Annotated in this window: 23 protein-coding genes and 1 pseudogene; 10 read left to right on the plus strand and 14 right to left on the minus strand. The window is 63.2% G+C overall.

Annotated elements, in window-relative coordinates; translation table 11 throughout:
* Both IVB27_RS41450 and IVB27_RS41455 read right to left on the minus strand, forming a co-directional pair.
* The coding region (locus IVB27_RS41450; RefSeq protein WP_247448278.1) for a LabA-like NYN domain-containing protein at positions 1 to 429 on the minus strand (429 nt) is incomplete at its 3' end.
* 1,851 nt (positions 430 to 2,280) lie between these two features.
* The gene (locus IVB27_RS41455) at positions 2,281 to 3,147 is read right to left on the minus strand and encodes a LysR family transcriptional regulator (protein ID WP_247448279.1); all 867 of its coding nucleotides are present in this window, start codon (positions 3,145 to 3,147) and stop codon (positions 2,281 to 2,283) included.
* Positions 3,148 to 3,245: 98 nt separating this feature from the next.
* On the opposite strand from IVB27_RS41455, the gene IVB27_RS41460 reads away from it, so the two are divergent.
* Complete coding sequence (locus tag IVB27_RS41460) at positions 3,246 to 3,842, plus strand: LysE family translocator (protein WP_247448280.1); 597 nt, start codon at positions 3,246 to 3,248, stop codon at positions 3,840 to 3,842.
* 310 nt (positions 3,843 to 4,152) lie between these two features.
* Here the strand turns inward: IVB27_RS41460 and IVB27_RS41465 are convergent, their stop codons facing one another.
* From IVB27_RS41465 to IVB27_RS41520, 12 genes and pseudogenes are all read right to left on the minus strand, one after another.
* Entirely contained in the window at positions 4,153 to 5,127 is a 975-nt protein-coding gene (locus tag IVB27_RS41465; RefSeq protein WP_247448281.1) for a tripartite tricarboxylate transporter substrate-binding protein, read from the minus strand.
* 24 nt (positions 5,128 to 5,151) lie between these two features.
* Positions 5,152 to 5,865: a GntR family transcriptional regulator gene (locus tag IVB27_RS41470; RefSeq protein WP_247348092.1), complete on the minus strand. Its 714-nt coding sequence runs from the start codon at positions 5,863 to 5,865 to the stop codon at positions 5,152 to 5,154.
* 21 nt (positions 5,866 to 5,886) lie between these two features.
* Positions 5,887 to 6,627, minus strand: a complete 741-nt coding sequence (locus tag IVB27_RS41475) for an SDR family oxidoreductase (protein ID WP_247448282.1) — start codon at positions 6,625 to 6,627, stop codon at positions 5,887 to 5,889.
* 24 nt (positions 6,628 to 6,651) lie between these two features.
* Positions 6,652 to 7,422, minus strand: a complete 771-nt coding sequence (locus IVB27_RS41480) for an SDR family oxidoreductase (protein WP_247448283.1) — start codon at positions 7,420 to 7,422, stop codon at positions 6,652 to 6,654.
* Positions 7,423 to 7,437: 15 nt separating this feature from the next.
* Complete coding sequence (locus IVB27_RS41485; RefSeq protein WP_247348098.1) at positions 7,438 to 7,818, minus strand: carboxymuconolactone decarboxylase family protein; 381 nt, start codon at positions 7,816 to 7,818, stop codon at positions 7,438 to 7,440.
* Positions 7,819 to 7,832: 14 nt separating this feature from the next.
* The gene (locus IVB27_RS41490) at positions 7,833 to 9,062 is read right to left on the minus strand and encodes an ABC transporter substrate-binding protein (protein ID WP_247448284.1); all 1,230 of its coding nucleotides are present in this window, start codon (positions 9,060 to 9,062) and stop codon (positions 7,833 to 7,835) included.
* 35 nt (positions 9,063 to 9,097) lie between these two features.
* Positions 9,098 to 10,231, minus strand: a pseudogene (locus IVB27_RS41495) (ABC transporter substrate-binding protein); the annotation flags it as partial.
* A 64-nt stretch (positions 10,232 to 10,295) separates the two neighbouring features.
* A complete protein-coding gene (locus tag IVB27_RS41500; protein WP_247348104.1) occupies positions 10,296 to 11,003 on the minus strand; it encodes an ABC transporter ATP-binding protein in 708 nt (235 codons plus the stop codon).
* Positions 10,990 to 12,762 (minus strand): branched-chain amino acid ABC transporter ATP-binding protein/permease, encoded by a 1,773-nt coding sequence (locus IVB27_RS41505; protein WP_247448285.1) that lies wholly within the window; start codon positions 12,760 to 12,762, stop codon positions 10,990 to 10,992. Before IVB27_RS41505 ends, IVB27_RS41500 begins: the two co-directional genes overlap by 14 nt.
* A gap of 2 nt (positions 12,763 to 12,764) precedes the next feature.
* Positions 12,765 to 13,700 carry a branched-chain amino acid ABC transporter permease gene (locus IVB27_RS41510; RefSeq protein ID WP_247448286.1) on the minus strand — a complete coding sequence of 312 codons (936 nt, stop codon included), beginning with the start codon at positions 13,698 to 13,700 and terminating at the stop codon, positions 12,765 to 12,767.
* Between the two features lie 112 nt (positions 13,701 to 13,812).
* Positions 13,813 to 15,207, minus strand: coding sequence for an MmgE/PrpD family protein (locus IVB27_RS41515; protein ID WP_247448287.1), 1,395 nt, complete (start codon positions 15,205 to 15,207; stop codon positions 13,813 to 13,815).
* Positions 15,208 to 15,238: 31 nt separating this feature from the next.
* Entirely contained in the window at positions 15,239 to 16,132 is an 894-nt protein-coding gene (locus IVB27_RS41520) for an NAD(P)-dependent oxidoreductase (protein WP_247448288.1), read from the minus strand.
* A gap of 226 nt (positions 16,133 to 16,358) precedes the next feature.
* On the opposite strand from IVB27_RS41520, the gene IVB27_RS41525 reads away from it, so the two are divergent.
* The 9 genes from IVB27_RS41525 (at position 16,359) to IVB27_RS41565 (ending at position 23,858) form a co-directional block, all read left to right on the plus strand.
* On the plus strand, positions 16,359 to 17,729 hold the full coding sequence (locus IVB27_RS41525) for an MmgE/PrpD family protein (RefSeq protein ID WP_247448289.1): 1,371 nt from the start codon (positions 16,359 to 16,361) through the stop codon (positions 17,727 to 17,729).
* Between the two features lie 28 nt (positions 17,730 to 17,757).
* Positions 17,758 to 18,144 (plus strand): carboxymuconolactone decarboxylase family protein, encoded by a 387-nt coding sequence (locus IVB27_RS41530; RefSeq protein WP_247448290.1) that lies wholly within the window; start codon positions 17,758 to 17,760, stop codon positions 18,142 to 18,144.
* A gap of 21 nt (positions 18,145 to 18,165) precedes the next feature.
* Positions 18,166 to 19,005, plus strand: coding sequence for an N-acyl homoserine lactonase family protein (locus IVB27_RS41535; RefSeq protein WP_247448291.1), 840 nt, complete (start codon positions 18,166 to 18,168; stop codon positions 19,003 to 19,005).
* An 85-nt stretch (positions 19,006 to 19,090) separates the two neighbouring features.
* Positions 19,091 to 19,798 (plus strand): GntR family transcriptional regulator, encoded by a 708-nt coding sequence (locus IVB27_RS41540; RefSeq protein WP_247348117.1) that lies wholly within the window; start codon positions 19,091 to 19,093, stop codon positions 19,796 to 19,798.
* A gap of 52 nt (positions 19,799 to 19,850) precedes the next feature.
* Positions 19,851 to 20,816 carry an ABC transporter substrate-binding protein gene (locus IVB27_RS41545; RefSeq protein WP_247448292.1) on the plus strand — a complete coding sequence of 322 codons (966 nt, stop codon included), beginning with the start codon at positions 19,851 to 19,853 and terminating at the stop codon, positions 20,814 to 20,816.
* A 2-nt stretch (positions 20,817 to 20,818) separates the two neighbouring features.
* Positions 20,819 to 21,574 carry an ABC transporter permease gene (locus IVB27_RS41550; RefSeq protein WP_247448293.1) on the plus strand — a complete coding sequence of 252 codons (756 nt, stop codon included), beginning with the start codon at positions 20,819 to 20,821 and terminating at the stop codon, positions 21,572 to 21,574.
* On the plus strand, positions 21,553 to 22,359 hold the full coding sequence (locus tag IVB27_RS41555; protein WP_247348293.1) for an ABC transporter ATP-binding protein: 807 nt from the start codon (positions 21,553 to 21,555) through the stop codon (positions 22,357 to 22,359). The genes IVB27_RS41550 and IVB27_RS41555 overlap by 22 nt, the downstream gene beginning before the upstream one ends.
* A 20-nt stretch (positions 22,360 to 22,379) precedes the next feature.
* On the plus strand, positions 22,380 to 23,189 hold the full coding sequence (locus IVB27_RS41560; RefSeq protein ID WP_247448294.1) for an ABC transporter permease: 810 nt from the start codon (positions 22,380 to 22,382) through the stop codon (positions 23,187 to 23,189).
* A 9-nt stretch (positions 23,190 to 23,198) separates the two neighbouring features.
* Positions 23,199 to 23,858, plus strand: coding sequence for a polysaccharide deacetylase family protein (locus tag IVB27_RS41565; RefSeq protein WP_247348125.1), 660 nt, complete (start codon positions 23,199 to 23,201; stop codon positions 23,856 to 23,858).

Consider the following 23,858-nt stretch of genomic DNA (forward strand, 5'->3'; position numbering starts at 1 on the left):
CGTGGAAATCACGGTGACCCGCACGCCGCGGCGCTGAACGGCCTCGACGAGGGAGCGGAAGTCGCCGTCACCCGAGAACAGCACCATCTGGTCGATGTGTTCGGCGAGCTCCATGGCGTCCACGGCGAGCTCGATGTCCATGTTGCCCTTGACCTTGCGGCGGCCGGAGGCGTCGATGAACTCCTTGGTCGCTTTGGTCACGACCGTGTAGCCGTTGTAGTCCAGCCAGTCGATCAGGGGGCGGATCGAGGAGTATTCCTGATCCTCGATGATCGCGGTGTAGTAGAACGCCCGCGTCAGTGTCCCGCGGCTCTGAAATTCCTTCAGCAGGCGCTTGTAATCGATGTCGAAGCCCAGAGTTTTCGCCGTCGCGTAGAGATTGGCTCCGTCGATGAAGAGTGCGATCTTGTCGCTAGAGGAAGGTGACATTCAGTTCACGCTTTCGGTGGGGGCAAGTTCGGGCGACGCCGATTATCGGTCGCATTCTATATAAATCGCTACCGGAGATCGTCGAGTAGCGCCAAGCTTTAAGCTTCAAACTATTTTCGAGAGGCGACCAGCCTTGGAACTCTGACACTAGCCGAAAGTTGTTCTGTCAGATTTGTGATGTATCCGCCTATTTCCAAGTGCTTATTTGAGGTCGCTCCCGCCATGATAGCTGGCGACTTTGCTCTCTTTGACCTTTCGATTCAGAGGCGCGGCCGCGCCTGGCGATGGTCCGTTACAGACCGGTCAGGGAGTTCTGTTCTGACTGGAAGCCAACGGAGCAGGCCTGCTGCGCAGTATATGGCAGCGAGGGCAGTCTTCCAATTGCTGTTGACCGCTCCCTATCGGAATCGAATTTTTCCGCCGGCCTAAACGTCGACTTGAAAGCCGAGACGAGGACGGCTGGGCCTCTGATCCAGCTGGGGAGCGACTTTTGAGAATCGCGCCACGCCGGCCACCAAGACGAAACAGCCACGGCCTGGTCGAATCGGCGGCTGGTCGCCGAGCGGCGGCTGGGTCGGGGCGCCGGGCGGTGCGACCAGTTGCGAGGCGACGGACATCGCGCGGGGAGCGACGCGAGCAGGTTCGCGGCGTTTAGGCCACGTCGTCCGATCGCGTTGTCGTCGGTATCGAGCAGCGGGCCGCGGCTGAGCCGTGTCGGCTGGCCTGTCGGCGCGGACACCTGTGTGTCCACGCCGGTGGTGACGCCGCTGATGCGCCATTCCACCGGCTGATACCGCCGCCGCCACGACGAGTGAGTTCTCTCGGCTTAACAGCAAACCAAAACTGGGGCCCGGCCTTTGGCGATAGCACAAGCCAGTCAGGCTGCGTTCTGTTCGGCCTTGTCACGACCTCGACTTGGAAGCAGATCATCGAGCTGCCCGGAGAGCCTTCTTTTTGGCCGGCGCCCGAGTCTCTCTTTTCAGAATAACCAGGCAGGCGTGGTGCTCGCTGTCTCCGGCGTCGCAGGATACAAATTCGCTGCTCATCCCCGGAAGTTCGCTGATATCTGCTCAAATTTCGCTGATACGTGCATAGGGTATTCGCGATAATGCCCTGCAAACAGGCCGGTTTTTCTCTCGCCAGCGGCAGTTTCGAAGCCGAAACGATCAAATTCCCAGCAAAATTCCCTGTTTGCCGGGAAATGACCTGGAGACAGGTGCGATCAGCACTGGGTCGCCAGCCAGATCCAACATGCTGATTTTGTTAGAGGAATGGCCTTGCTGAAGGTGGATTTTCCAGCGCATTTGGAAATTCTGTGCTGGTTTCGTTTTGGTCGAAGGCAGATGAAAATCCTCGCGCGTTGAACGTTCGTTCGACTTATCAAGATACGAATTGAGCCTATGAACGCTGTCCGCGTTGCAAGCTTCCGACCGCTCGCGTTGACGTCGCGTGCGGGATCGACAGCTGCAGAATCCCGCCGCCCAAGCACTGTTCAACGAAACGCGAAGTCTATCTTTGAGATCGGACGCTAGTCTCGCTCCATCTTGTCCGGCACCATCGCACCGACATGGACCCAGCAGTGATACTTGTCGCCGAGTTGGTGCGCGCGGTCGCACCACAATTGCATAATCCGGAAGCCAGATAACTCGCATCATCTTGCTTCTATGGACCAGACTGTCTTCCAACAGCCCGAGGCTTCCTTAACGAACGGCAGCTTCCAATTTGGTCGCAACCGGTACTGATGCGAGATGCAGCCTATTGTCGCCGCAGCTCAAGCCGAGCGTTGCCAGCCATACTATAATGATCCTCATCCCGTCCTATCCCATGATAAAACGAGGCTGAAGACGGCGCTTACGTTCCCGGCAGATGTCGCATCAAGCTTTCACGGATGTGCCGCGCAAGTTCGGTGGCGGCTGGCGGCGCGTGGCCGTTAGGCATATGCAGGTTGATCGCAAACGGAGGCAACTCAGGCAGGCCCGCTTCTGTAGGTACGATCTCGAGGTCGGCCGGCACGGTCGAGGTGAGCAAAGCCGTGATCGCCAAGTCTGAGCGAACGGTAGCCGTGCTGGCATCGATGCTCCCGCTCTCAAACACAGTGCGCCATGCCACGCCGTGCTCACTTAGCGCTTGAAGGACCGCAGGCCGGAATCCGCATGTTTCGGCGACCATCGAAACAGGGAACGGCGTTTTCAAATGTGCCGAGCCGGACTTTGCACCAACCCACACCAAGCGATCGACGATCAGGCACTCGCCACGGGACGGCCCGAGCGGTTCTTCGATAAGGGCAACATCAATCGTCCCATCCAGGGTGCTCGCCAGAAGATCAGGAGACGCGGCGCAAACGAGCATGATGTCCACCAACGGATGGTTCTCAGTGTAGGTTTTCAAGATTGGAGCGAGCCACGTGCCGGCGAGATCGTAGGGAGCGCCCAGGCGAACTTGCCCGCTCATCGCCTCGGTAGTCATGTCTGACCAAAGCTCGTCATTCAGGACCAGCAGACGACGGACTTTCCCCAGCAACCGCTCTCCTGTGGCGGTGAGCCGAATGCGTCGGCGATCACGCGTAAAGAGAGCGCCAGACAAATCCTCTAATCGGGCGATCTGCTGACTGACGGCGCTTTGAGACAGGTGCAGCGCATTTCCGGCCGCCGTCATGCTGGCATGATCGGCGACGGCTACGAAGGTCCGCAGAAGCCCCATATCGAGATTACGGCTCATCCTTGTATTATGGATCGTAATGCATTCCATGCACAGCATGCGTTTCCATAATGGACTGCGGCGCGGTAAATTCTCGCTTCAATAAACAGGGGCAGAGAGTGTCTTCCGCCGAGTTCTCACCGCTTATTCTCTTCGTTATCGTTTCGACGATCACGCCAGGAGGCGCAACGACCCTAGCCACAGCCTCGGGCGCTCATTTCGGTTATCGTCGCTCCATACCGCTCATGGCCGGTTTCGCGGTGGGCCTTGCTTCAATGGCGGCCTCGGCCGCTGCTGGCTTGGGGAGCGTTTTGCTGGCGCTACCGTCCTTGCTACTCGCTATGAAGGCGATCGGCTCGCTCTATCTCTTGTGGCTTGCCTGGAAGATCGGTCGCAGCGGACCTCCCCATCTCCAAGCTAATCTCGCGAAACCGACCAGCTTCCTCGGCGGGGTGTGGTTGCTATGGCACAACCCGAAAGGCTGGGCGATGACGCTGGGGGCCGCAGCTTCCTTTGCTGCGCTTGCGGGCAACCCGTTTCAACTCGGTGCGCTGCTCGGGTGCGCATTTGGTATCGCCGCAATCCTGTCTCTCTCGCTCTGGTGCGCCGCCGGATTGCTGCTCGCTCGCCTGCTCGAAACGGAGATGCAGTGGCGCGTCCTCAATGTCCTTTTAGGGGTTTTGCTCGTCATTTCGATCGTTCCGATGTGGCTCTAATGATTGGGGCCGCTGTTCGCTCTGCCTTCTCCCAATGACGGGGCCTTCCCCAAGGAGTTGCTGGTATTCAGCGATAATCCTGAGAAGCACATGGCAATGATGGGCATCCCAACCCGCGTCAGAAACTGCGGTTCGGATGCGCCAAGGACAACACGGACCCGCATTTCATGCAGTCGTTGTACCCCTTGTTCATCCAAGAGGTACTGCCTCTTAATCCCAAGAGAGTGGTCGATCCGGACGGTACGCGACGCGGATCATCGCCAGTCGAGTGTTACCTGAAGGCCTCGCTTCGAGCCTTTGATGGTGGGATCTACTGTGGTTCGATTCCCGCGGCCTTGATGATCCGTCCCCATTTGCCGATCTCGGCCTTCAGGAAAGCCTCGAGCGCCTCCGGCGTCGCGCGCTCGGGCTCGACCGGAGCCATGCTGAGTTCGGCAAAGCGGCTGATCAGGGCAGGATCCTTCAGGGCTGTCTGCAGCGCGCTCACGAGACGGTCGATCACCGGCTTCGGCGTGCCGCGCGGCGCGTAGAGGCCGTACCAGGTCGTGACGTCGAACTCGGGAACGCCGGCTTCGGCCGAGGTCGGCACGTCAGGCAGCGTCCCGACGCGTTTCTTGCTTGTGATCGCGTAGCCCTTGATCGTGTTCGACTGGATATACGGCGTCGGACCGGTCGCGGGATCGCAATAGACGTCGATGTGGCCAGCGATGACGTCGTTCAGCGCCGGTCCGCCGCCCTTGTAGTAGATCGGCGTAAGCTTTGTGTCGGTGGTGTTCATGAACATCAGGCCGCAGAGCTGCGAGGCCGAGCCGAGACCGACATTGCCGAAAGTCATCTTGTCGCCTTCGCTGCGGATGCGCGCGATCATCTCGCCGAGATCCTTGGCCGGAAAATTCGGCCGGGCCACCAGGATCATCGGCACGTCGGTGACAAGCCCGATCGTGGCGAAGTCGCCGACGGGGTCGAACGGCAGCTTGGCATAGAGGGAGGGTGCCGTGGCCTGGCCGACATGCATCAACAGCAGCGTGTAGCCGTCAGGCGCGGCTTTGGCGACGCGGTTGGTGCCGAGCGTGCCGCCGGCGCCGACGACATTCTCGATGACCATCGACTGCTTCAGCGTCGCGCTCATGGCGTTGCCGAGGATCCGCCCGATGACGTCGCCGGGGCCGCCGGCGGAGAAGGGCACGATCATCGTGACCGGGCGGGTGGGGTAGTCGTCTGCGATCGCCGCGCCACACGGGCAGAGCAGGAAAAACAGGATCAGCGATCGTACGAGATACGTCATCGAACACTCCCTGGCGGCATTTTTTTAGTCGTCGGAAGGCGCCGCCTCCTTGGCCGCCGACGATTTTTCGATCATGTCGAGCGCGGCCACCGCGGCCGCGTTGATGTGATCGACGCAGCAACGTTCGGCGAGGTCCGCATCGCCGTTCTGGATGGCACGCCAGATCGCGGTCACCTCGCGCAGGCTCTTGTTGATCCGTTTCGGTTGCGACATCGACGTGATCCGCAACAGTTGGATCCGGTCGTGGAGCGGCTTGAGCATGCGCTCGATGAAGGCGTTGCGGCAGCCGCCGATCAGCGCGCCGTAGAAGTCGGTCTTGGCTTCGAGGCACCCGACCAGATCCTGCTTGGCGGCGGCGGCCTTCAGCCGCGTCAGGGCGTCCCCGATCCGGCGCGCCACTTCGGGATCGTGAAGCCTGGCGCATTCGCGGCCGGCGAAGCCTTCGAGGACCGCGCGTGCCGTGTAGAGCTGCCGGGCCTCCTCCAGGCTGATCGTCGAGACCACGGGGCCGCGATGCGGGACGGTATTGACGAGCCCGTCGGCCTCGAGGGCGCGCAGCGCTTCGCGGATCGAGGGACGGCTGACGCCCATCATCTCGCAGAGCTCGCGCTCGACCAGCCGCTGGCCCGGCTTGAGCGTTCCGGACATGATCGCCTCGCGCAGCTTTTGCGCGACCATCGCCCGGACGGTCGGGACGTCCTCGATGCGAAGCGACTGCAGTTCCGTGCGTCTGTCCATGACTGGCCTTGGTTTGAGGGCTCAAAACCGGTTTACAGGCAGAATCATCATTTCGGCAATTTGAACGTGCGTGGGCTGGTCGAGGGCAAAGACGATGGAACGGGCGATATCGGCCGGCTCGAGCGCCATCCTGAACTGGTCGAAATAGTCCTTTTCCTTCTGCTGATCGCCGCGGTAGCGGGTCAGGATGATGTTGGTCCGGGTCAGGCCGGGCTGGAGCTCGGTGACCCTGATCGCAGTTTCCGCCAGCTCGCCCCGGAGGGTCTCGGTGAACATGTGCACGCCCGCCTTGCTGGCACTGTAGGCAGCCATGTCAGGCACGATCCGGACCGCGTTGATCGAGCTGATGTTGACGACATGGCCGGCATTGCGCTGGACCATGCCGGGAAGGATCGCGCGCGTGACGCGCATCAGGCCGATCAGGTTGGTCTGGATGATGTTGGACCAGTCGTCCGCGGAACCAATGTCGAAGCGTGTCCGTCCGCCGATATCGTGGCCGGCGTTGTTGATGAGGACATCGACCGGTTTGAAATGACCGGGAATGGCATCGTGCAGGCCATCCACCGCCTTTGCGTCGCTGATGTCGAGCTGGATCGGAAACACCTCATTGCCGGCCGTCGCCGCCAGCTCCTGAAGCGCCTTGGCGTCGCGATCGACCAGCACGACGCGGCGGCCGCTTTCCAAGAGCGCCTTGGTGATGGCACGTCCGATGCCACCGGCGGCGCCTGTCAGCACGACGGTCTGGCCCGAATGTTCAGTCATAACAACACTCCCGTTCCAATGCTCTCATGCGACCGACCAGCCGCCGTCGATCGGCAGGCTGGCTCCGGTAATGTCGTTTGCGGCGGTTCCACAGAGAAAGACGACCATGGCGGCGACCGCATCCATTTCGACGAAGCGCTGCGTGGGCTGGCGCTTGCCGAGATACTCACGGGTCGCGTCGTCTACCGGTCGGTCACTGTCCGATGCAATCGCCGCGATCTTGTTCAGGATGGCGGGCGTCGGCAGCGTGCCGGGGCAGAGCGTGTTGCAGGTGATGCCGCTGCGTGCTGTCTCAATGGCGACGGCGCGGGTCATGCCCAAAATCGCCGTCTTGGTGGTGACGTAGTCGATGCGGTCCTCGACTGCGCGGCTCGAATAGATCGAGCCCATGTTGATGATGCGGCCCCAGCCGCGCTGCTTCATCGTCGGCAGCGCCAGGCGGATCAGATGGAACGGCGCAGACAGGTTCACCGCCAGCGCCTGCTCCCATCGATCGGGCGGAAACTGCTCGATCGCGGAGAAATGCCTGATAACGGCGTTGTTGACGAGGATATCGATGGCGCCGCAGCGGTCGAGCAGGTCCGCCATCATGGCCTCGATCGCCTCGCGTTGGGAGAGATCGACGCCGGCCGCGATGATTTCGACACCGAAGCGGGCGCGAAGGTCATCCGCGGCCTGCTTCGGCGCGACGAGATCGTGAAGGACAATGTTGGCACCCGCGCCGGCCAGGCCTTCCGCGACGGCCAGTCCGAGGCCCGCAGTCGCACCAGTCACGAGTGCCCATTTGCCCTTCATCGTAGCCACGCTGCGCTATTTGTTGTCGAGTTCGGCGAAGACGTCCTTCGCGTTTCGGAATGCATCCACGCCGGCCGGCACGCCGCAATAGATCGCAACCTGCATGAAGACCTCGCGGATTTCCTCGCGCGTTGCGCCGTTGGCGAGCGCGCCGCGCACGTGAGTCTTCAGCTCATGCGGCCGGTTGAGCGCGCACAGCATTGCGAGATTGAGAAAGCTGCGGGTCTTCCGCTCCAGCCCTTCGCGCCCCCAGACATAGCCCCAGCAATATTCGGTGGTGAGATCCTGCATCGGGCGGTTGAAATCGTCCGCGGAGGCGATAGCCTTGTCGACGAACTCGTTGCCGAGCACGCTCTTGCGGATTTCGAGGCCGCGGTCGTAAGTCGCCTTGTCCATGTTGTTCTCCGTTGTCAGTTTTTCGGCCAGAACGGCTGTGCCAGTGCGAGCGCTGGAGGGAACACCGTCACCGGCACGCCCGCCTGCCACTGCACGATGGTCATGCCGGCGCCGACGCGGCGGCCCTTCTCGTCGAACTTGATCTCGCCCAGCGGATAGTATTTCGAGGGGCCGGCATCCATGGTGCGCAATGCTTCACCGACGGCGACGCGATCGGCCTTACCGGCTTTCTCGAGCGCGTCCTTGATCACCCACATGTCGCCGTAAGTGGAGATCGCGTTCTGCGTCATCCACGGCTCCTTGTAGCGGGTCTTCAGTTCGGCGATCAGTGCCTCGTGGCCCTTGGCGCCCCAGCTTGCGACGCAGGTCAGTACGCCCTGAAGCAGTTCGGGGCTGACGGTTTGCAGCATGTCCGGCTCGGCGATCGCGATGCCGAACGAGATGGTCGGAATCTTGCCCTGGCCGAGACCGAATTCGTTCATCTTCTCGAGCAGCAGTTTCGCGTCCGAGATCACCGTGGGCAGGAAGAACAGCAGATCGGGCTTCGCCGAACGGATCTTCTGCACCAGCGAGGTCGCATCCGCCAGCGGCGGCGTGAACGTCTCGTCGACGATCAGCTGCAACTGGTTCTCCGCCAGAAGGCCCTCGCGCATCGCCTTTGCGGAGGCGATCGAGGCCCCCGTGTTGTCGGTCAGGATCGCGACCGTCTTCGGACGCTTGCCGGAGGCCGTCTCCGCCAGCTTGATGATCTGGGGCAACGCTTGCCGCGCCTGCGAACCTGCGGTGGCTGCGGTCTGGAATACGTACTTGAATCCGCGCTCGGTGATGAGGTCGGAGTAGGAGAGGGTGAGGACGGGCAGGCTGGCGCGCTCGGTCACCTCCGTGACCGCGAGCGTGAACGAGGACAAATACGCGCCGCTGGCCGCGACCAGATCGGTCTCCTGCGCAACCATGCGCTGGGCGGCGTTCTTGGCCTTTTCCGTGGTGTCGCCGGAATCGAGCACGACGAGCTTCAGCTTGGCGCCGCCGAGTGCCTTGACGCCGCCTTGCGCGTTGATGTGATCGACCGCCATCTCGGCGCCTTCACGCATCACCGTTCCCGGCCGGGCATAAAGCCCGGAGATCGGCACAAGCAGGCCGACCCTCACTTCCGCGGGTTGTTGCGCCCAGGCGCGGGATGCGATCAGCGTACCGGATGCGCCCGCCAGCAGCGTTCGCCGCGTGATCTTGCTCTTCGTGGTCATGACAATTCTCCTCCCTGAAAAAACGCGCGACGCTGTTAGGATTTCTTCGGCCAGAACGGCTGCGACTGCGCGAGTTCGGGCGGATAAACGGTTACAGGCACGCCCGATTGCCATTGCACGATGACGACGCCGGCGCCGACGCGACGGCCCTTCTCGTCGAATTTGAGTTGACCGCCTGGATAGTATTTCGAGGGACCGGCATCCAGGGTGCGGAAGGCCTGCGCGACCGAGTTGCGGTCGGCCTTGCCGGCTTTCTCCAGCGCCTCCTTCATCAGCCACATGTCGCCATAGGTCGAGATGACGTTCTGCGTCATCCAGGGCTCCTTGTACTTGGCCTTGAGCTCCGCGATCAGCGCCTCGTGACCCTTCGATCCCCAGTTGGCGACGATGGTCATGATGCCTTGCACGGTCTCCGGACTCACGCTCTGGAGCATGTCGGGCTCGGCAATGGTGATACTGAACGACACCGTCGGAATTTTGCCCTGGCCGAGGCCGAACTCGCTGATCTTCTCCAGACCGAGCTTGGCGTCGGAGACCGCGTTCGGCATGAACAGCAGCAGGTCCGGCTTTGCAGAGCGAACTTTCTGGATCAGCGGGGTCGCATCCGACAATGGTGGCGTCCAGACTTCCTCGACGACGAGCTGGAGACCTTCTTGCGCGAACAGCTTTTCCTTCAGCGCTTTGGCGGTGGCGACGGAGGTCGCGGTGTTGTCCATCAGCATCGCCACGGTCTTCGGCTTCTTGCCCGATGCATTCTCGGCGAGCTTGATCAGCGTCGGCAGGCCGAGCTCGGACTGGCGGCTTGCGGTCGCGGCGGTCTGGAAGATGTACTTGAAGCCGCGGTCGGTCAGCAGGTCCGAATAGGACAGCGTCAGCACAGGCAGTTCGGCGCGCTCGGTCACCTCGGTCACGGCGAGCGTGAAGGACGAGAGATAAGCGCCGGTGGCGGCGACGAGATCGGGCTCCTGCGCCACCATGCGCTGCGCCGCGTTCTTGGCCTTCTCGGTGGTGTCGCCGCAATCGATCACGACAAGCTTCAGCTTGGCACCGCCGAGCGCCTTGATGCCGCCCTGCGCGTTGATGTGCTCGATGCCCATCTCGGCGCCCATCTTCATCACCTGGCCGGGGCGGGTGTAGATGCCCGACAGCGGCACGATCAGTCCCACCTTTCGATGTCTTGCCTTTCGAAGTCTTGTTCATTTTGTTTCTCCCTGGTCTTTGTTTTTTTGTTCGTCACATACCGAGATAGGCTTTGCGTACGCGGTCGTCGGCGCGCAGCGTGTCGTTGTTGCCTTCGAGCACGACGTGTCCGGCTTCGAGGACGTAGCCGTGATCTGCTGACTCAAGCGCTTCCGCGACGCGCTGCTCGACCAGCAGCATGGTCAGCCCCGACTGACGCCGGATCTCGATCAGGCGCTCGAAGATGAAGTCCGCAGTCGATGGCGCGAGCCCCATTGAGGGCTCGTCCAGCATCAGGAGTTTTGGCGAGGAGGCGAGACCGCGGCCGATCGCGAGCATCTGCTGCTGGCCACCGGACATCGTGCCCGCAAATTGATTGCGGCGTTCCTTCAGCACCGGCAGCCATTCGAAAATGCGCTCGATATTGGCCTGCCAGTCGCGCCGGCCGCTCTCTGTCATCGCGCCCATTTCCAGATTCTCCATCACGGTCAGCGATGGGAAGACCTGGCGGCCCTCGGGAACATGGGCGATGCCGAGATGGGCGCGCTGCGGCGGCGGCACCGCGAGCAGATCGACGCCGTCGAATGAGATAGCCCCGCCGCTCGGCTTCACGATACCGGAAATTGTCTTGAACAGCGTCGTCTTGCCGGCGCCGTTGGGCCCGACGATCGCAACGAACTGGCCTGCACCGACATTGATCGACACGTCGTTCAGGACGGGTTTTGCGGAGTAGCCCGCGCTCAATCCCTCAATTCGCAGCATGGGCCGCCCACTTTTTGCCGAGATAGGCTTCGATCACGCGGCTATCGCGCGTCACCACCTCCGGCAGGCCCTCGGTGATGACGGCGCCGTGGTCGAGCACGAGAAATCTGTCGACCAGCCGGACCATGGCCTGCATGGTGTGCTCGATGATGGCGATGGTCATGCCGTCGCGTGCAAGCTGCTGGATCACGGCGACAACCTCGTCCGCCTCGCCGTGACCGAGGCCGGCCAGCGTCTCGTCGAGCAGCAGGATGCGTGGCTGGCCGGCAATCGCGCGCGCAAGCTCCATCAGCCGCAGCTCCTTGGTCGAAAGTTCACCGGCGACACGATCGGCCACCGCAGAAAGCCCCACGCGGGCAACCGCGTCGGCGGCAAGCTTGCGTGCCTCCCCGTCGGAGCGCGCACGCACATAGGCGCCCACCACGACATTGTCGAGGATCGACATGCGCAGGAACGGCCGCATGACCTGGAAGGTGCGGCCGACGCCGGCCTCGCAGATTGTGTGCGGCCGCTGGCCGGACATGTTGCGGCCGTCGATCAGGACCTCGCCGTGGTTCGGCTTCAGGAAGCCGTTGAGGAGATTGAACAGCGTCGTCTTGCCGGCACCGTTGGGGCCGATGATGCCGAGGATCTCGTTCTTGTGCAGCTTGAAGCTGACATCCTGCACGGCCTTGAGGCCACCGAAAGAGCGCGAGAGGTTGCGAACCTCAAGCACGACCTCGCCGGTCGCGGCGCGCTGTTGCGAGCCGGGCTTCAGGGTCGTCACTTTGGCGGCGTTCGCTCGCGGAGCGTCGTTGACCGTTGCTTTGGACGCATCCCGTTTGCGCAAGAGATCGCGCAGTTTCCAAAAGAGGCCTTCCGGTGCCAGCAGGATCACGCAGACAATGGCAAGGCCGAAGATGACGCCCTGGATGCCGGGGATGCGCGCACCGGCCTCCGCGTGCAGGATTTCGGCGAGCGGGATCAGAATGACCGCCCCGATGACCGGACCCCAGACCGTGCCGACGCCGCCGAACATCACGACCGTGAGCGCCTGCGCGGACACCAGCATGCCGAACACCGAGGCCGGGGTCACGACCAGCAGAACCTGCGCGTAGAACCCGCCGATGGCAGCCGCGATTGCGCCGCTGAGCGTGATCGCGCGGAGCTTCCAGGCCAGCGTATCGATTCCGGCCGCTTCGGCCGCAGCCTCGTTCTGCTTGATCGCGAGCAGCGCCATGCCGAAGCGCGAGCGCTCGATCACCTGCGTCAGCACGATCGTGGCAAGCATGATCGCGAGCCCCAGCAACGTGTAGAGGTGAGGATCGGCGAACTGCATATAGGCGATCGGAGCGTCACGCTTGATCGGGAGCGTCACCTCCTGGAATCCGAGCCACTCGAACACGTAGAGAATGGCGAGCGGGTAGGCGAGCATCGCCAGGGCGAAGTAGTGGCCCTGCAGGCGGAAGGTCGGAAATCCGATCAGGAGCCCGGCGATGCCGCCGAGCATGGCGGCGACCGGAATCAGCAGCCACGGCGAAATATCGAAATAGATCTGCCCGAGCGCGGTGGCATAGGCGCCGATCCCGAAGAAGGCGGCGTGGCCGAACGAGATCAGTCCGGTGTAGCCGCTGAGCAGGTTCCAGGACAGCCCGAATACCGCCCACACCGGCACCAGGGTCAGGATGAGCTGGTAATAGGAGTTCGTGACGCCGAGCGAGACCACGGCATAGGCGATCGTGAACAGCAGGGGAGGAAGGAAGGAGCGCATCCGGAGCATGGTCACGTCCTCTCGACCATGCGCCCGAAGAAGCCTTGCGGGCGAAAGAAGATGATAAGGAGAAAGACGGCGAAGATCGCTGCGTTCTGCAATTGCGTCGGCAGGATGAGCGTCGACATCTGCTGCACGAGGCCGATCGTCATCCCGCCCCAGAAGGCGCCGATGATGCTGCCCATGCCGCCGAGCACGACACCGGCATACATGACGATGACGTATTCGAGGCCGACGAAGGGGTGGAACGGATAGTTGGTTGCGAGCAGGCCGCCGGCGATCGCGGTGATGCCGCAGCCCAGTGCAAAGGCGGTGCGGTGGGCGCGGTCGACGTCGATGCCCATATAGGTCGCGGCGGTCGGATTGTCGGCGGCGGCACGGAGTGACTTGCCGATCCGCGTGCGCGCGATCAATAGCGAGAGCAGCGTCATGATCGCCAGCGAAACGATCGCGTCGATGCTGCGCGCCTTGTTGAGGAAGATGCTCATATCGAAGTAGGGGCCGAGCTCCCAGGCCGTGCTCGACAGCGGCGTGCGGATCGAGGCCAGCACGGATCCGAACACGATGAGGCCGCCGTTCTGCAGGATCAGCGCGATGCCGAGCGTGAGGATCAGCTGGGCGTAATGGCCTTCGCCCTCGAGCGAGGCGGTGCGCGTGCCTGAGACGTGCGAGATCAGGGCCAGATGGACGAAATAGCCGAACACGGCAAGCACGGGCCCGGCGAGCAGGATCGCGACGAACGGCCCGACGGTATTGCCGAACAGCGTCTGGATGCCGGCGGCGGTGAAGAGATAGAAGGCGGTATACATGCCGAGCATCATGAAATCGCCGTGGGCGAAGTTGATGACGCGCATGACGCCGAAGATCAGGCCGAGCCCGACGCACATCAGGCCGTAGACGGCACCGATCAGAAGGCCTGCGGCGAGCGCTTGAAAGAATCCCTCCATCAACCCAGCCTCCGCGCGGCGCCTGCGCCGGCCTGCTGACGATCATGCGCCGATGGTGCTAATAGACTGGTCTCCAAGTCGACCATGTTTCCCCCGTACTCTCCGGCACTTCTTATGATGCCGATCGTAAAACCCGTTCCGGTGCGTCCAGACGGCACTGTGCTGCGATGGCACCCGCATTGCCGAGCTGTTCGCAGTCGTCGATGAGTTGCTCCAGCCGGTGTGCGCGGTCCTCGCCGAGGGCGCGGCTGGCGGCGGCGCGAAAACGCGCGCGAATATCTGAGGGTGTGGCGGCAATGACATCGGGCAACGCGTGCCGGATCGTCCGGCCGCCGCGCAGATGCACGGTCACATCCGCGCCCTGCCTGCCGGGGAAGGCCGCGGTGAAGCCGGCATCGGCCTTGAGGTCCGTGACCGAAACCAGGCGGATGATGTCGGCATCATCGAGCCCGGCATAATTCTCTTCCGCGATCACGCCCCGCGCCAGCGTCGCGGCGACGCTGAACGGAATGCTCATCTTGGCCTGAAGCGCGTTGCGGTAGGGCCCTGTGGAGTCGCAGCCGGGATAGCGAACGGCGGCATCGGGCGCGCGAATGACGACGCGGTCGATCTCGTCGGCGCCGGCGAGCTCGCGCGACACGCGAAGCGCCGCCTGTGCGGCGGTCTGCGCGAAATTGCAGGCCGGGACCGGCTTGTTGTAAACGGCCATGATCTCGCTCTCGCCATTCGGGAATAGCGCGACGCTGTCGGGCGCGGCCTGGCGGCGATATGCGGCGAACAAGCCGGCTTCACCTTCGAGAATCGTTTCCGAGCCGAAAGCGCCCGCTGCGGCAAGGCCAATCGCCTTAATTGCGTTACTGGCGGCGAAGCCCGGATGAAAATACATGTCCGAGCCGCCGGCATGTGGCCACTCGTTCAGTCCGCTCGACGTATTGGCCGCGATCGCGATGGCGCTGGTCGCGGCGTCTTCGGAAAGGCCAAGCGCGAAACTTCCCGCCAGCGCCGCGCCGATCGGTGCAACCAGCCCGGTCGGCCGATACAAGCGCGCGAGATCTGAGCTGACGAGCGCGCGGCCGATCCGCGCACCGGTCTCGTACCCGATGATGGCAGCTGTCAGCAGTCGGCCCCCGTGCAGCGGCGTCTGTTCCGACAGCGCGAGAAGGGTCGGCCAGATCACGACGCCGTGGTGCGCGATGCTGGCCGCATGCATGTCTTCACGGACGAGACCATGTCCCATCACGGCATTGGCGAAGGCTGCGTCGGCCGGCGAGGAGGGTTGCGGTCGTCCGACGATCGTCGCGCTGCCACCGGCATTCGCGATTGAAACAGCCTGACGGCTCCAGGGATGATGGCCCGCCTCGAAGGCGCAGGACAAGAAGTCGAGCAGGCAAATCTTCGCCTTGGCGACGACTTCGGACCCGAAATCTCCGAGGTCGAGCGCAATCACGCGCCGCGCCATCTGGCGCGCGAGCGATATCTTGCCTGATACGGTCGGGCCGATCGTCATCGCAGTCGCTCTCCCCGAGGGTTTTGCGCGATCAGCCACGCATCTCGACGCCGGCCCACTCCTCGAGCACCTTGGCGATCGAGGTGAAATCGGACGACGCGCCGTATTTGGCGTTGGTGATCGCGAGCATCTGCCGCACCACCGCGCCGCAGACCATCGGCACACCCATGGCCTCGGCTTCGTCCACGCACAGCCGGACATCCTTGTAGGAGAGGCCGGTGGTGAAGCCGAAATCGAAGGTGCCGGGCAGCACCGCGCGGGGGAATTTGTCTTCGGAGGCGCTGTTGCGGCCGCTGCTGGCATTGATGATGTCGATCAGCACCTTTGCGTTGACGCCGCCTTTGACGCCCATCGCGACTGCTTCCGACGTGATCACCAGCGCCGCGGCCGCCATCAGATTGTTGGCGAGCTTGGCCGTCTGCGCCACGCCGGGCTTGTCGCCGGTGTAGAACAGCTTGCCGAAATTCTTCAGGATTGGCTGCACGGTCTCGTAGGTTGCCTGCGGGCACGACACCATCACGGCCAGCGTGCCGTTGACGGCGCCCTTGATGCCACCGCTCACGGGCGCATCGACGAGTTGCATTCCTTTGGCCTTGAGGCCTTCAGCGACGAACTTCGCCGTGCCGGGACCGGAGGTCGAGAGATCAATCACGATCTTCGCACGATTGCCGCTGCTGATGCCGTCCTGTCCGAGTGTGACGGCCTTGACGATGTCGGGTGTCGGCAGACTGGCGAGCACGATGTCGGCGCGCGAGGCGACGTCGGCTGGCGACTTTGCGAGTAGCGCGCCGCGCTTGACCAGCGGCTGGGTCGCCTCGACTTGCGTGTCGTAGATGACGAGCGAATAGCCCGCGTCCATCAATCGCCCCGCCATGGGGCCGCCCATGCGGCCCGTGCCGATCACGCCGAGAATCTCTCCCGCCATCGTCTACTCCCTGTTGCGCGATCCCGTGACGGGCGCGCCTTCTTGATATTCTGGTCAAACGTTTTCGCCGGTCGGCCTTTTCTGCCGCCGTCGTCGTGGCAGCGGGATCCCGCGCCAGCGGGCCGGATTGTTATGTTTGTCAGACAAGCTGTCAAGCATAACATTTGGGGTCGACAGTTTGCCGAGGATCGGCATAAGGTCCGGGACAACGAGGAAGACGCCCCGCGTGCCGCAAGTCCCAACTTCGAGTGTGAGCAAGACGCTCGCCGATTTTGTCGCGTCCTCGTCATGGGCGGACGTCGAGGCGCAAAGCCACGAAGCGCGGCGATCGATCCTCAATTTCTTTGCGACAGCGCTCGGCTCCGCACGCGATCCCGTCGTCATGGCCGCGATGCGCACGTTGTCGCCGTTCAGCGGCGCCGCCACATCGACAATCATCGGCCATTCGGAGCCGATGGACGCGCTGTGCGCCTCGTTTCTCAATGCCGTCTCGGCCAATCTGCTCGACTTCGACGACACGCATCCCGAGACGATCATTCATCCGGCGGCGCCCGTCGCCGCGCCAATATTGGCGCTTGCAGAGACACGCAAGCTCTCGGGGCGGGAGGCGTTGACGGCCTTCATCCTCGGCGTGGATGTCGAGTGCCGCATCGGCAATTCGGTGTCGCCGCGGCACTACGCGCGCGGCTGGCACATCACCTCAACCTGCGGGATTTTTGGCGCGGCCGCCGCTTGCGCGAAGCTATTGGGGCTGCCGGCGGAAGGGATAGCGAACGCCATCGGCCTCGCGGCGAGCCAGTCGGCCGGCAATGTCGAGAACCTGCCGAGCGCCGCCAAGAATGTCAGCGTCGGCAATGCGGCACGCAACGGATTGTTCGCCGCATTGCTTGTGCAGCAGGGTTATGAGGCCGCTCCGCGCGCGATCGAAGGTCCGCTCGGCTGGGCGCGCACCATGGGAGATGAGCCCGATCTTGCCCGCCTGCTCGAGGGTCTCGGCAAGACCTGGGAGATCGCGAAGAATACTTACAAGCCTTATCCCGCCGGCATCGTGTTCCATTCGGTGATCGATGCATGCCTCCTTATGCGCGGGAAAATGGGCCGACGGATCGACCAGATCGAGTCGGTAACGGTGCAGGGCTCGGCGCTGCTGCTTGCGCGGGGCGATCGCCCTGTCAACAACGAGCGTGATGCGCGCGTCAGTATCCATCATTGCGTTGCCTGCGGATTACTGCTCGGCACGGCCGGCGTTGTCGAATTTGCACGTGAGACTGTGGCCCGGCCCGATATCGCGCAGCTGCGACAAAAGGTGAGGGCGGAGCTCGACGGCGAGATGTCCGATGGCGCGGCGCGGGTCATCTTGCGTCTGTCATCCGGCGAGGTCCTCACCGAGACTGTCATCACGCCGCGCGGCAGCCAGGCTGCGCCGCTTGCAGATAGCGACATTGAAGGAAAGCTGCGCGAAGGCGCGCGCACTGGTCGGAGCGGCTGGGATGCGGACCGCGTTATCGACGCAGTCTGGCTGCTCGATAAGGCGGATAACGTCGGCAATCTCCTGCAATCGCTGCGATCGCCGTCGCGCCAGACAACTTCCAACTAGAATCTCTCAAGACCTGAAAGGGACGATCATGAGCAAGACCGAACTGTTCGAAAAAGGCCTCAAAGTTCGCAAGGAAGTGCTCGGCGAGGACTACGTCAACAAGTCGATTGCCGGAGCCGACGAGTTCACGCGCGCGATGGCGGAATGGTCGACCGAGTTCTGCTGGGGCGCGTTGTGGACGCGGCCCGGCGTCGACCGGCGCACGCGCTCGATCGTCAATCTGGCAATGCTTGGCGCGCTGAACCGCCCGCACGAGCTGAAGCTGCATGTGAAGGGCGCCCTGAAGAACGGGCTGACCAAGGAGGAGATCAAGGAGATCCTGCTGCAGGTCGCCGTCTATTGCGGCGTTCCCGCCGGCATCGACGCCTTCCGCAATGCGCGCGAGGCCTTCAACGAGGTCGATGCAAAACCCTGAGCACGGACTATGTGAGTTGTCATGGCTGATCCGGAATACGAGCTCTTCGCCATCCACTATGCAACGCGCGATGCGCAACGGAGCGAGCACTTCATCGGCGGCGACCCGCATGACGGGCCGATGCCGATGGACTATTTCATGTGGTTGGCGAGGGGAGGCGATCGCACCTTCGTCATCGACACCGGGTTCAACGCTGAAATTGCGAGGCAGCGCGGGCGAACATTCCTGCGCTGCCCGGTAGAGACGCTTCGCGCGTTCGATGTCGACGTCGCCGACGTCAAGGACGTGATCCTCACGCATCTGCACTACGACCACGCCGGCAATTTCGACCGGTTTCCGAACGCGCGGTTTCATCTTCAGGAGAGCGAACTCGCCTTCGCCACCGGGCGCTATATGCAATATCCGAGGCTGTCGCATTCCTTCGAGGTCGAGGATGTCTGCGGGATCGTGCGGCTGAACTATGCGCGCCGGGTGCTGTTCTACGATGGCGACGCCGAGATTGCGCCCGGACTGACGGTTCATGCGGCCGGCGGGCATTCCGCCGGTCTCCAGTTCGTCCGCGTCAACACACGCCGCGGCCCTGTCGTGCTCGCCTCCGACGTCAGCCATTTCTACGAGAACATGACGAGCGAGCGTCCGTTCACGACGGCTTTTCACGTCGGCGACATGCTGGTGGGTTTTGACAAGCTGCGGGTCGCCGCGTCCGACGCGGCCCACATCGTTCCCGGTCATGATCCGCTCGTGATGAAGCTCTATCCTTCGCCAAGCCCGGATCTGGATGGCGTTGCGGTCCGTCTCGATGTGGCGCCATCCCAGGCCATTCAGTCCCAGGGCGTTCAGCGGGGCGGCGGCGTAACCTAGGCTAGAAAAAATCGATTTTCGATTTTCTATTGACCCCCGCGCGCCGCCTTGCAATCATCCCAACATGGGTCCGCTTCAGTTCCATATGTCCGGAAGCCCCGGGGATGGTCCGCGCAGTCTGACGTCGGCGCTGCATGAGCGCTTGCGCGCCGATATTCTGGCGACGCGGCTGCTGCCGGGGCAGAAGCTGCATATCGCCGGGCTCGCCAAGCAGTTTTTCGTGAGCCTCGCCGCCGTGCGCGAGGCGCTGTCGCGTCTGGTTGCCGACGGGCTCGTACAGGCGTCCGACCAGCGTGGCTTCCGCGTGAGTCCGGTGTCGCTTGCCGATCTCGCCGACGTGACGCAGACCCGGATCGATATCGAGGGGCTTGCGCTCCGCCGCTCGATCGAGCGCGGCGATGAGGCCTGGCTCGCCTCGGTGAAATCGGCGTGGGCGGATCTGAAGGCCGTTCCTTATCACTATCCCGACGACCCGACGGTGCACTACGAGGAATGGGTAATCCGTCATCGGATCTTCCATCGCGCGCTGGTCAATGCGTGCGGCTCGCCATGGCTGCTCGGCTTCCGCGACGTGCTGCATGAGCAGAGCGAGCGCTATCGCCGGCTTTCGATTCGCAGGGAGGTCGGTGGCAAACCGCGCAACGTCGAAGCCGAACACAAGACGATTGTCGCTGCAGTGGTGAAGCGTGATGCGGATGCGGCAGTTCGCGCATTGTCAAAGCACTTCGGCACCACCAAAGATTTTGTCGAGCTCGCTGCCTCGCGCATTGCGGAGGTAAGCCGCGCGACCTGACGATCCGGAGAAAATCCGGCAAACAAAAACAGAGACCGGGAGGAAACCAACAATGAAGATCAATCGCCGTCACGCGCTTATGTCGCTCGTCGCCGCCGCAATTCTTGCCGGCCCTGCGAGCGCCGCCGACACCATTCGTGTTGGCCTGCCGACGAAAACCTACTGGCCGACGACGATCGCCGAGACCGCTGTGCGGCAGAAGCTGTTCGAGAAGGAAGGCATCCAGGCCGAGCTGACCATCTACCGCAGCGGTGCGGAGACGTTCGAAGGGATGGCTGCGGGCGCAGCCGACATCATCCTCGATCCACCCTCGCTGGTTTCCGCCGGGCGCAAGAAGGGCGTGATGTCACGGATCGTGGCCAATGCCGCGATGGGCAATTTCGGCTGGCAATTGATGGTCCCGACCAAGTCGACCATCGACGTCAAGGACCTCAAGGGTAAGAAGGTGGCGATCACCGCGGCCGGATCCGGCTCCGATTTGCTCGCGCTGTGGACCATCCAGGACAAGAAGATCGATTTCACCCGCGTTCCCGTCGGCGGCGGCGGCCTCGTGCCGAACCTCCTCGCGGGCAACGTCGAGGCTGCCGTGGTCTATTCGCCGCTCAGCTTCCAGATCTCGAAATCTGGCGAGGCCAGGGCCATCCTCGACTATGCGACCGCCGTACCGCCGAACCTGACCGCCGGCTGGATCGTGCTCGACAAGCTCGCCGACGCAAAGCCGCAGCTGGTGCAGAAGGCGGTGAACGCCCTGTACGGCGCGGTCGCGTTCATGCGGGCCAATCGCGATGTCACGGTCAAGCTGATCGCCGAGCTCTATGAAATGCCGCCGGAGATCGCGAGCCTCGAGTACGACAACACGATCATGAAGCTCGAGACCAGCGGCGACATGGGCGCGGTCAATGTGAACGCGGCCGTGCAGCTGTCGCTGGATCTCGCCAAGCTCGGCGGGCTCAAGGATATCGTGCCGGTCGAGGACGTGATCTCGACCAAGTTCAAGCCGATCCCGACCAAGCAATAGCGATGCAGAGCACGCTCGCCATCAACCTGGTGCGGATCGCGATCATCATCGCGATCCTGGCGCTGTGGGAGGTGCTGCCGCGCACCGGCATCGTCAATCCGCGCCTGCTGCCGTCGGCGTCCGACACGTTCGCGACGCTCGGCGATCTCCTGCAGCGCGCGGCCGTGCAGAAGGATCTGATGGTGACCGCGACCGAAGTGCTGGCCGCGTTCGCGCTCGCCGTGCCCTTCGGCGCAGTGATCGGCTTCCTGGTCGCGGAGAACCGCTACTTTGCCGACGTGGCCAAGCCGCTGCTGTTCTTCGCGTTCAGCATTCCGAAGTCGATCTTCCTGCCGATGTTCATCCTGGTGTTTGGCGTCGGCTTCGCGCAGAAGGTCGGTTTCGGCTTTTTCTCCACGATCTTCATCGTGATCATGTCGACCACGACGGCGGTGGAGTCGGTCAAGGTCGAGCATCTCACGGTGGCGCGCTCCTATGGCGCCACGCCGATGCAGACCGCGTTCCGGGTCTATCTGCCGAGCATGCTGCCGGTGCTGCTGGAGGCCTTGCGGATCTCCATGATCTTCAACCTGACCGGCGTGATTTTGGCCGAGATGTACGCCTCGCGCGACGGCATCGGCCACCAGATCGCGACCTGGGGTGAGAATTTCCAGATGAAGCAGCTCCTCGCCGGCGTCGTGATGGTCGCCGCGATCGCCATGACCTTCAACGAACTAGTCAGATGGGTGGAAACGCGATGCAGCCATTGGCGAACGTGACCCCGTTGAAGCCTCCCGCGCGCGCCGGCGCGATCGAGGTGAAGAATGTCGGCCAGGTGTTCAAGACCAGGTCGCAGGACGTCGTCGCGCTGGAGGACGTCTCGCTGGAGGTCAAGCCCGGCCGCTTCGTCGTGCTGGTCGGTCCGAGCGGCTGCGGCAAGTCCACCCTTCTGATGATGATGGCTGGGCTGCGCCAGCAGACCTCGGGCACGATCACCATCAGCGGCGCGCCGATCCCGGAGCCGGACCCCGACAGGGTCGGCGTGGTGTTCCAGGAGGCGAGCCTGTTTCCCTGGCTGACGGCAGAGGACAATGTCGAGTTTCCGTTGGCACTGCGCGGCGTGCCCAAGGCGGAACGGCGCACCAAGGCGCAGGATGCGCTCAAGCTGGTCGGCCTCGACGGCTTCGGAAAGCGCCATCCGCATGAGCTCTCGGGCGGTATGAAGCAGCGCGTCTCGATCGCGCGCGGGCTGGTGCAGGACCCGCCGGTGCTGCTGATGGACGAGCCGTTCGCCGCGCTCGACGAGCAGACGCGCATGACCATGGGCGACGAGTTGCTGCGTATCTGGGCGGCGACCGGAAAGACCGTCGTGTTCGTCACGCACAGCCTCACCGAAGCCGTCTATCTCGCCGACGAGGTGATCGTGATGTCGGCGCGGCCCGGCCGCATCGTCGACCATCTCCAGGTCCAGCTGCCGCGGCCCCGCACCTACGAGATGCTGAGCGGCGACGCTTTCGGAGCGCTGCGCGACCGCATCTGGCGGCACATCCGCAAATCGGCGTGAGGCGGGAGATGAGCGCCAAGATGACCGCGAAGATAAGCGCGAAGACGCTGCGATATCTGATCGTGATCGGCCTGATTGCACTATGGGAGCTGCTGCCGCGCACCGGTCTTATTCCCGAGCTGTTCCTGCCGTCCCTGTCGTCAACGCTGATCGCTGGATGGAGCGACGCTGCCGAATACGGTCATGCGCTGGCGGTGACGCTCTACGAAGTCGTGGTCTCCATGGCGTTCGCCTGTGGCGGCGGCATCCTGCTCGGCGCCGTCGTCGGCAGCCTGCCGCGCCCCCGCGTCCTGATCATGCCGATGGTATCGAGCCTCTACGCGGTGCCGCTCGTGATCCTCTATCCCGTCTTCACCGTGTGGCTCGGCATCGGCTCGGAGTCAAAGATCGCGTTCGCCTCGATCTACGGTTTCCTGCCGACGATGCTCGCGACCGCGGCCGGCATCCAGACCATCGATCCGCAGCTCCTGCTCGCGGCGCGCAGCATGGGGGCGACGCTGACACAGCGGCTGGTTCGCGTCATCATCCCTGCGGCAATCCCGACCGTGCTGTCGGGCTTGCGCGTCGGCGGTGCGCTTGTGATCGTCGGCGTCGTGGTCTCGGAGATGCTGATCTCCTCGGCCGGCATCGGCTATCTGATCTCGCGCTACCGCACGATCCTCGACAGTCCGCACGTGTTCGCGGGTGTGCTGCTCGTGCTGTTCATGGCGATCGCCTTCAACGCCGCGATCCGGTGGATCGAGCGCAAGGCGGCGATCTGGCAGACCGGCACGCGCGCAGGTCAGGCCAATGACGAGATCGCGTCGGGCACGATGCAGCCGGCGACCTGAGGTTTTAGCGTGTACGATCTGACCCTGACATTCGACAACGGCCCCGATCCCGACGTGACGCCGCGCGTGCTCGACATTCTCGGCGAGCGCGGGATCAAGACCACCTTCTTCGTCATCGGTGAGAAACTCGCCGACCCCGCGCGGCACGGCCTTGCGGTGCGAGCACACGGGGAGGGGCACTGGATCGGCAATCACACGTTTACGCACACCATTCCGCTCGGTGAGCAGCCGGACCGGGACACTGGGGAGAACGAAATCGGCCGCACGCAAGGAGCGATCGGCGATCTCGCGCATCCGCAGCGCTGGTTCCGGCCTTTCGGTGGCGGCGGCAATCTGGACATGCGGCTTTTGAAGCCGTCCGTCGTCGATTATCTCACCCGCAACAAGCACAGCTGCGTGCTGTGGAATGCGATCCCGCGCGACTGGGACGATCCCGACGGTTGGACCGAGCGCGCACTTGACCAATGCAACCGGCAGCCCTGGACGCTAATGGTGCTGCACGATCTGCCGACCGGCGCGATGGACCATCTCGAGCGCTTTCTTGACCGCGCCGAAGCGGCCGGCGGTCGCTTCCGCCAGGATTTCCCGCCGCAATGCGTTCCGATCCGCAGCGGCGAGATTGCACTTCCGATCAACGATTATGTTTCCTCCATCGAAGAGAGTGTTTGA

This window comes from Bradyrhizobium sp. 197 (genome assembly GCF_023073375.1).
Classification (GTDB): Bacteria; Pseudomonadota; Alphaproteobacteria; order Rhizobiales; family Xanthobacteraceae; genus Bradyrhizobium.

Bases quoted from the DNA above. Each gene is read 5' to 3' on its own strand.
- IVB27_RS41455 (WP_247448279.1), bottom strand. From the start codon at position 3,147: ATGAGCCGTAATCTCGATATGGGGCTTCTGCGGACCTTCGTAGCCGTC.
- IVB27_RS41465 (WP_247448281.1), bottom strand. From the start codon at position 5,127: ATGACGTATCTCGTACGATCGCTGATCCTGTTTTTCCTGCTCTGCCCG.
- IVB27_RS41470 (WP_247348092.1), bottom strand. From the start codon at position 5,865: ATGGACAGACGCACGGAACTGCAGTCGCTTCGCATCGAGGACGTCCCG.
- IVB27_RS41475 (WP_247448282.1), bottom strand. From the start codon at position 6,627: ATGACTGAACATTCGGGCCAGACCGTCGTGCTGACAGGCGCCGCCGGT.
- IVB27_RS41480 (WP_247448283.1), bottom strand. From the start codon at position 7,422: ATGAAGGGCAAATGGGCACTCGTGACTGGTGCGACTGCGGGCCTCGGA.
- IVB27_RS41485 (WP_247348098.1), bottom strand. From the start codon at position 7,818: ATGGACAAGGCGACTTACGACCGCGGCCTCGAAATCCGCAAGAGCGTG.
- IVB27_RS41490 (WP_247448284.1), bottom strand. From the start codon at position 9,062: ATGACCACGAAGAGCAAGATCACGCGGCGAACGCTGCTGGCGGGCGCA.
- IVB27_RS41500 (WP_247348104.1), bottom strand. From the start codon at position 11,003: ATGCTGCGAATTGAGGGATTGAGCGCGGGCTACTCCGCAAAACCCGTC.
- IVB27_RS41505 (WP_247448285.1), bottom strand. From the start codon at position 12,762: ATGCTCCGGATGCGCTCCTTCCTTCCTCCCCTGCTGTTCACGATCGCC.
- IVB27_RS41510 (WP_247448286.1), bottom strand. From the start codon at position 13,700: ATGGAGGGATTCTTTCAAGCGCTCGCCGCAGGCCTTCTGATCGGTGCC.
- IVB27_RS41515 (WP_247448287.1), bottom strand. From the start codon at position 15,207: ATGACGATCGGCCCGACCGTATCAGGCAAGATATCGCTCGCGCGCCAG.
- IVB27_RS41520 (WP_247448288.1), bottom strand. From the start codon at position 16,132: ATGGCGGGAGAGATTCTCGGCGTGATCGGCACGGGCCGCATGGGCGGC.
- IVB27_RS41530 (WP_247448290.1), top strand. From the start codon at position 17,758: ATGAGCAAGACCGAACTGTTCGAAAAAGGCCTCAAAGTTCGCAAGGAA.
- IVB27_RS41535 (WP_247448291.1), top strand. From the start codon at position 18,166: ATGGCTGATCCGGAATACGAGCTCTTCGCCATCCACTATGCAACGCGC.
- IVB27_RS41540 (WP_247348117.1), top strand. From the start codon at position 19,091: ATGTCCGGAAGCCCCGGGGATGGTCCGCGCAGTCTGACGTCGGCGCTG.
- IVB27_RS41545 (WP_247448292.1), top strand. From the start codon at position 19,851: ATGAAGATCAATCGCCGTCACGCGCTTATGTCGCTCGTCGCCGCCGCA.
- IVB27_RS41550 (WP_247448293.1), top strand. From the start codon at position 20,819: ATGCAGAGCACGCTCGCCATCAACCTGGTGCGGATCGCGATCATCATC.
- IVB27_RS41555 (WP_247348293.1), top strand. From the start codon at position 21,553: ATGCAGCCATTGGCGAACGTGACCCCGTTGAAGCCTCCCGCGCGCGCC.
- IVB27_RS41560 (WP_247448294.1), top strand. From the start codon at position 22,380: ATGACCGCGAAGATAAGCGCGAAGACGCTGCGATATCTGATCGTGATC.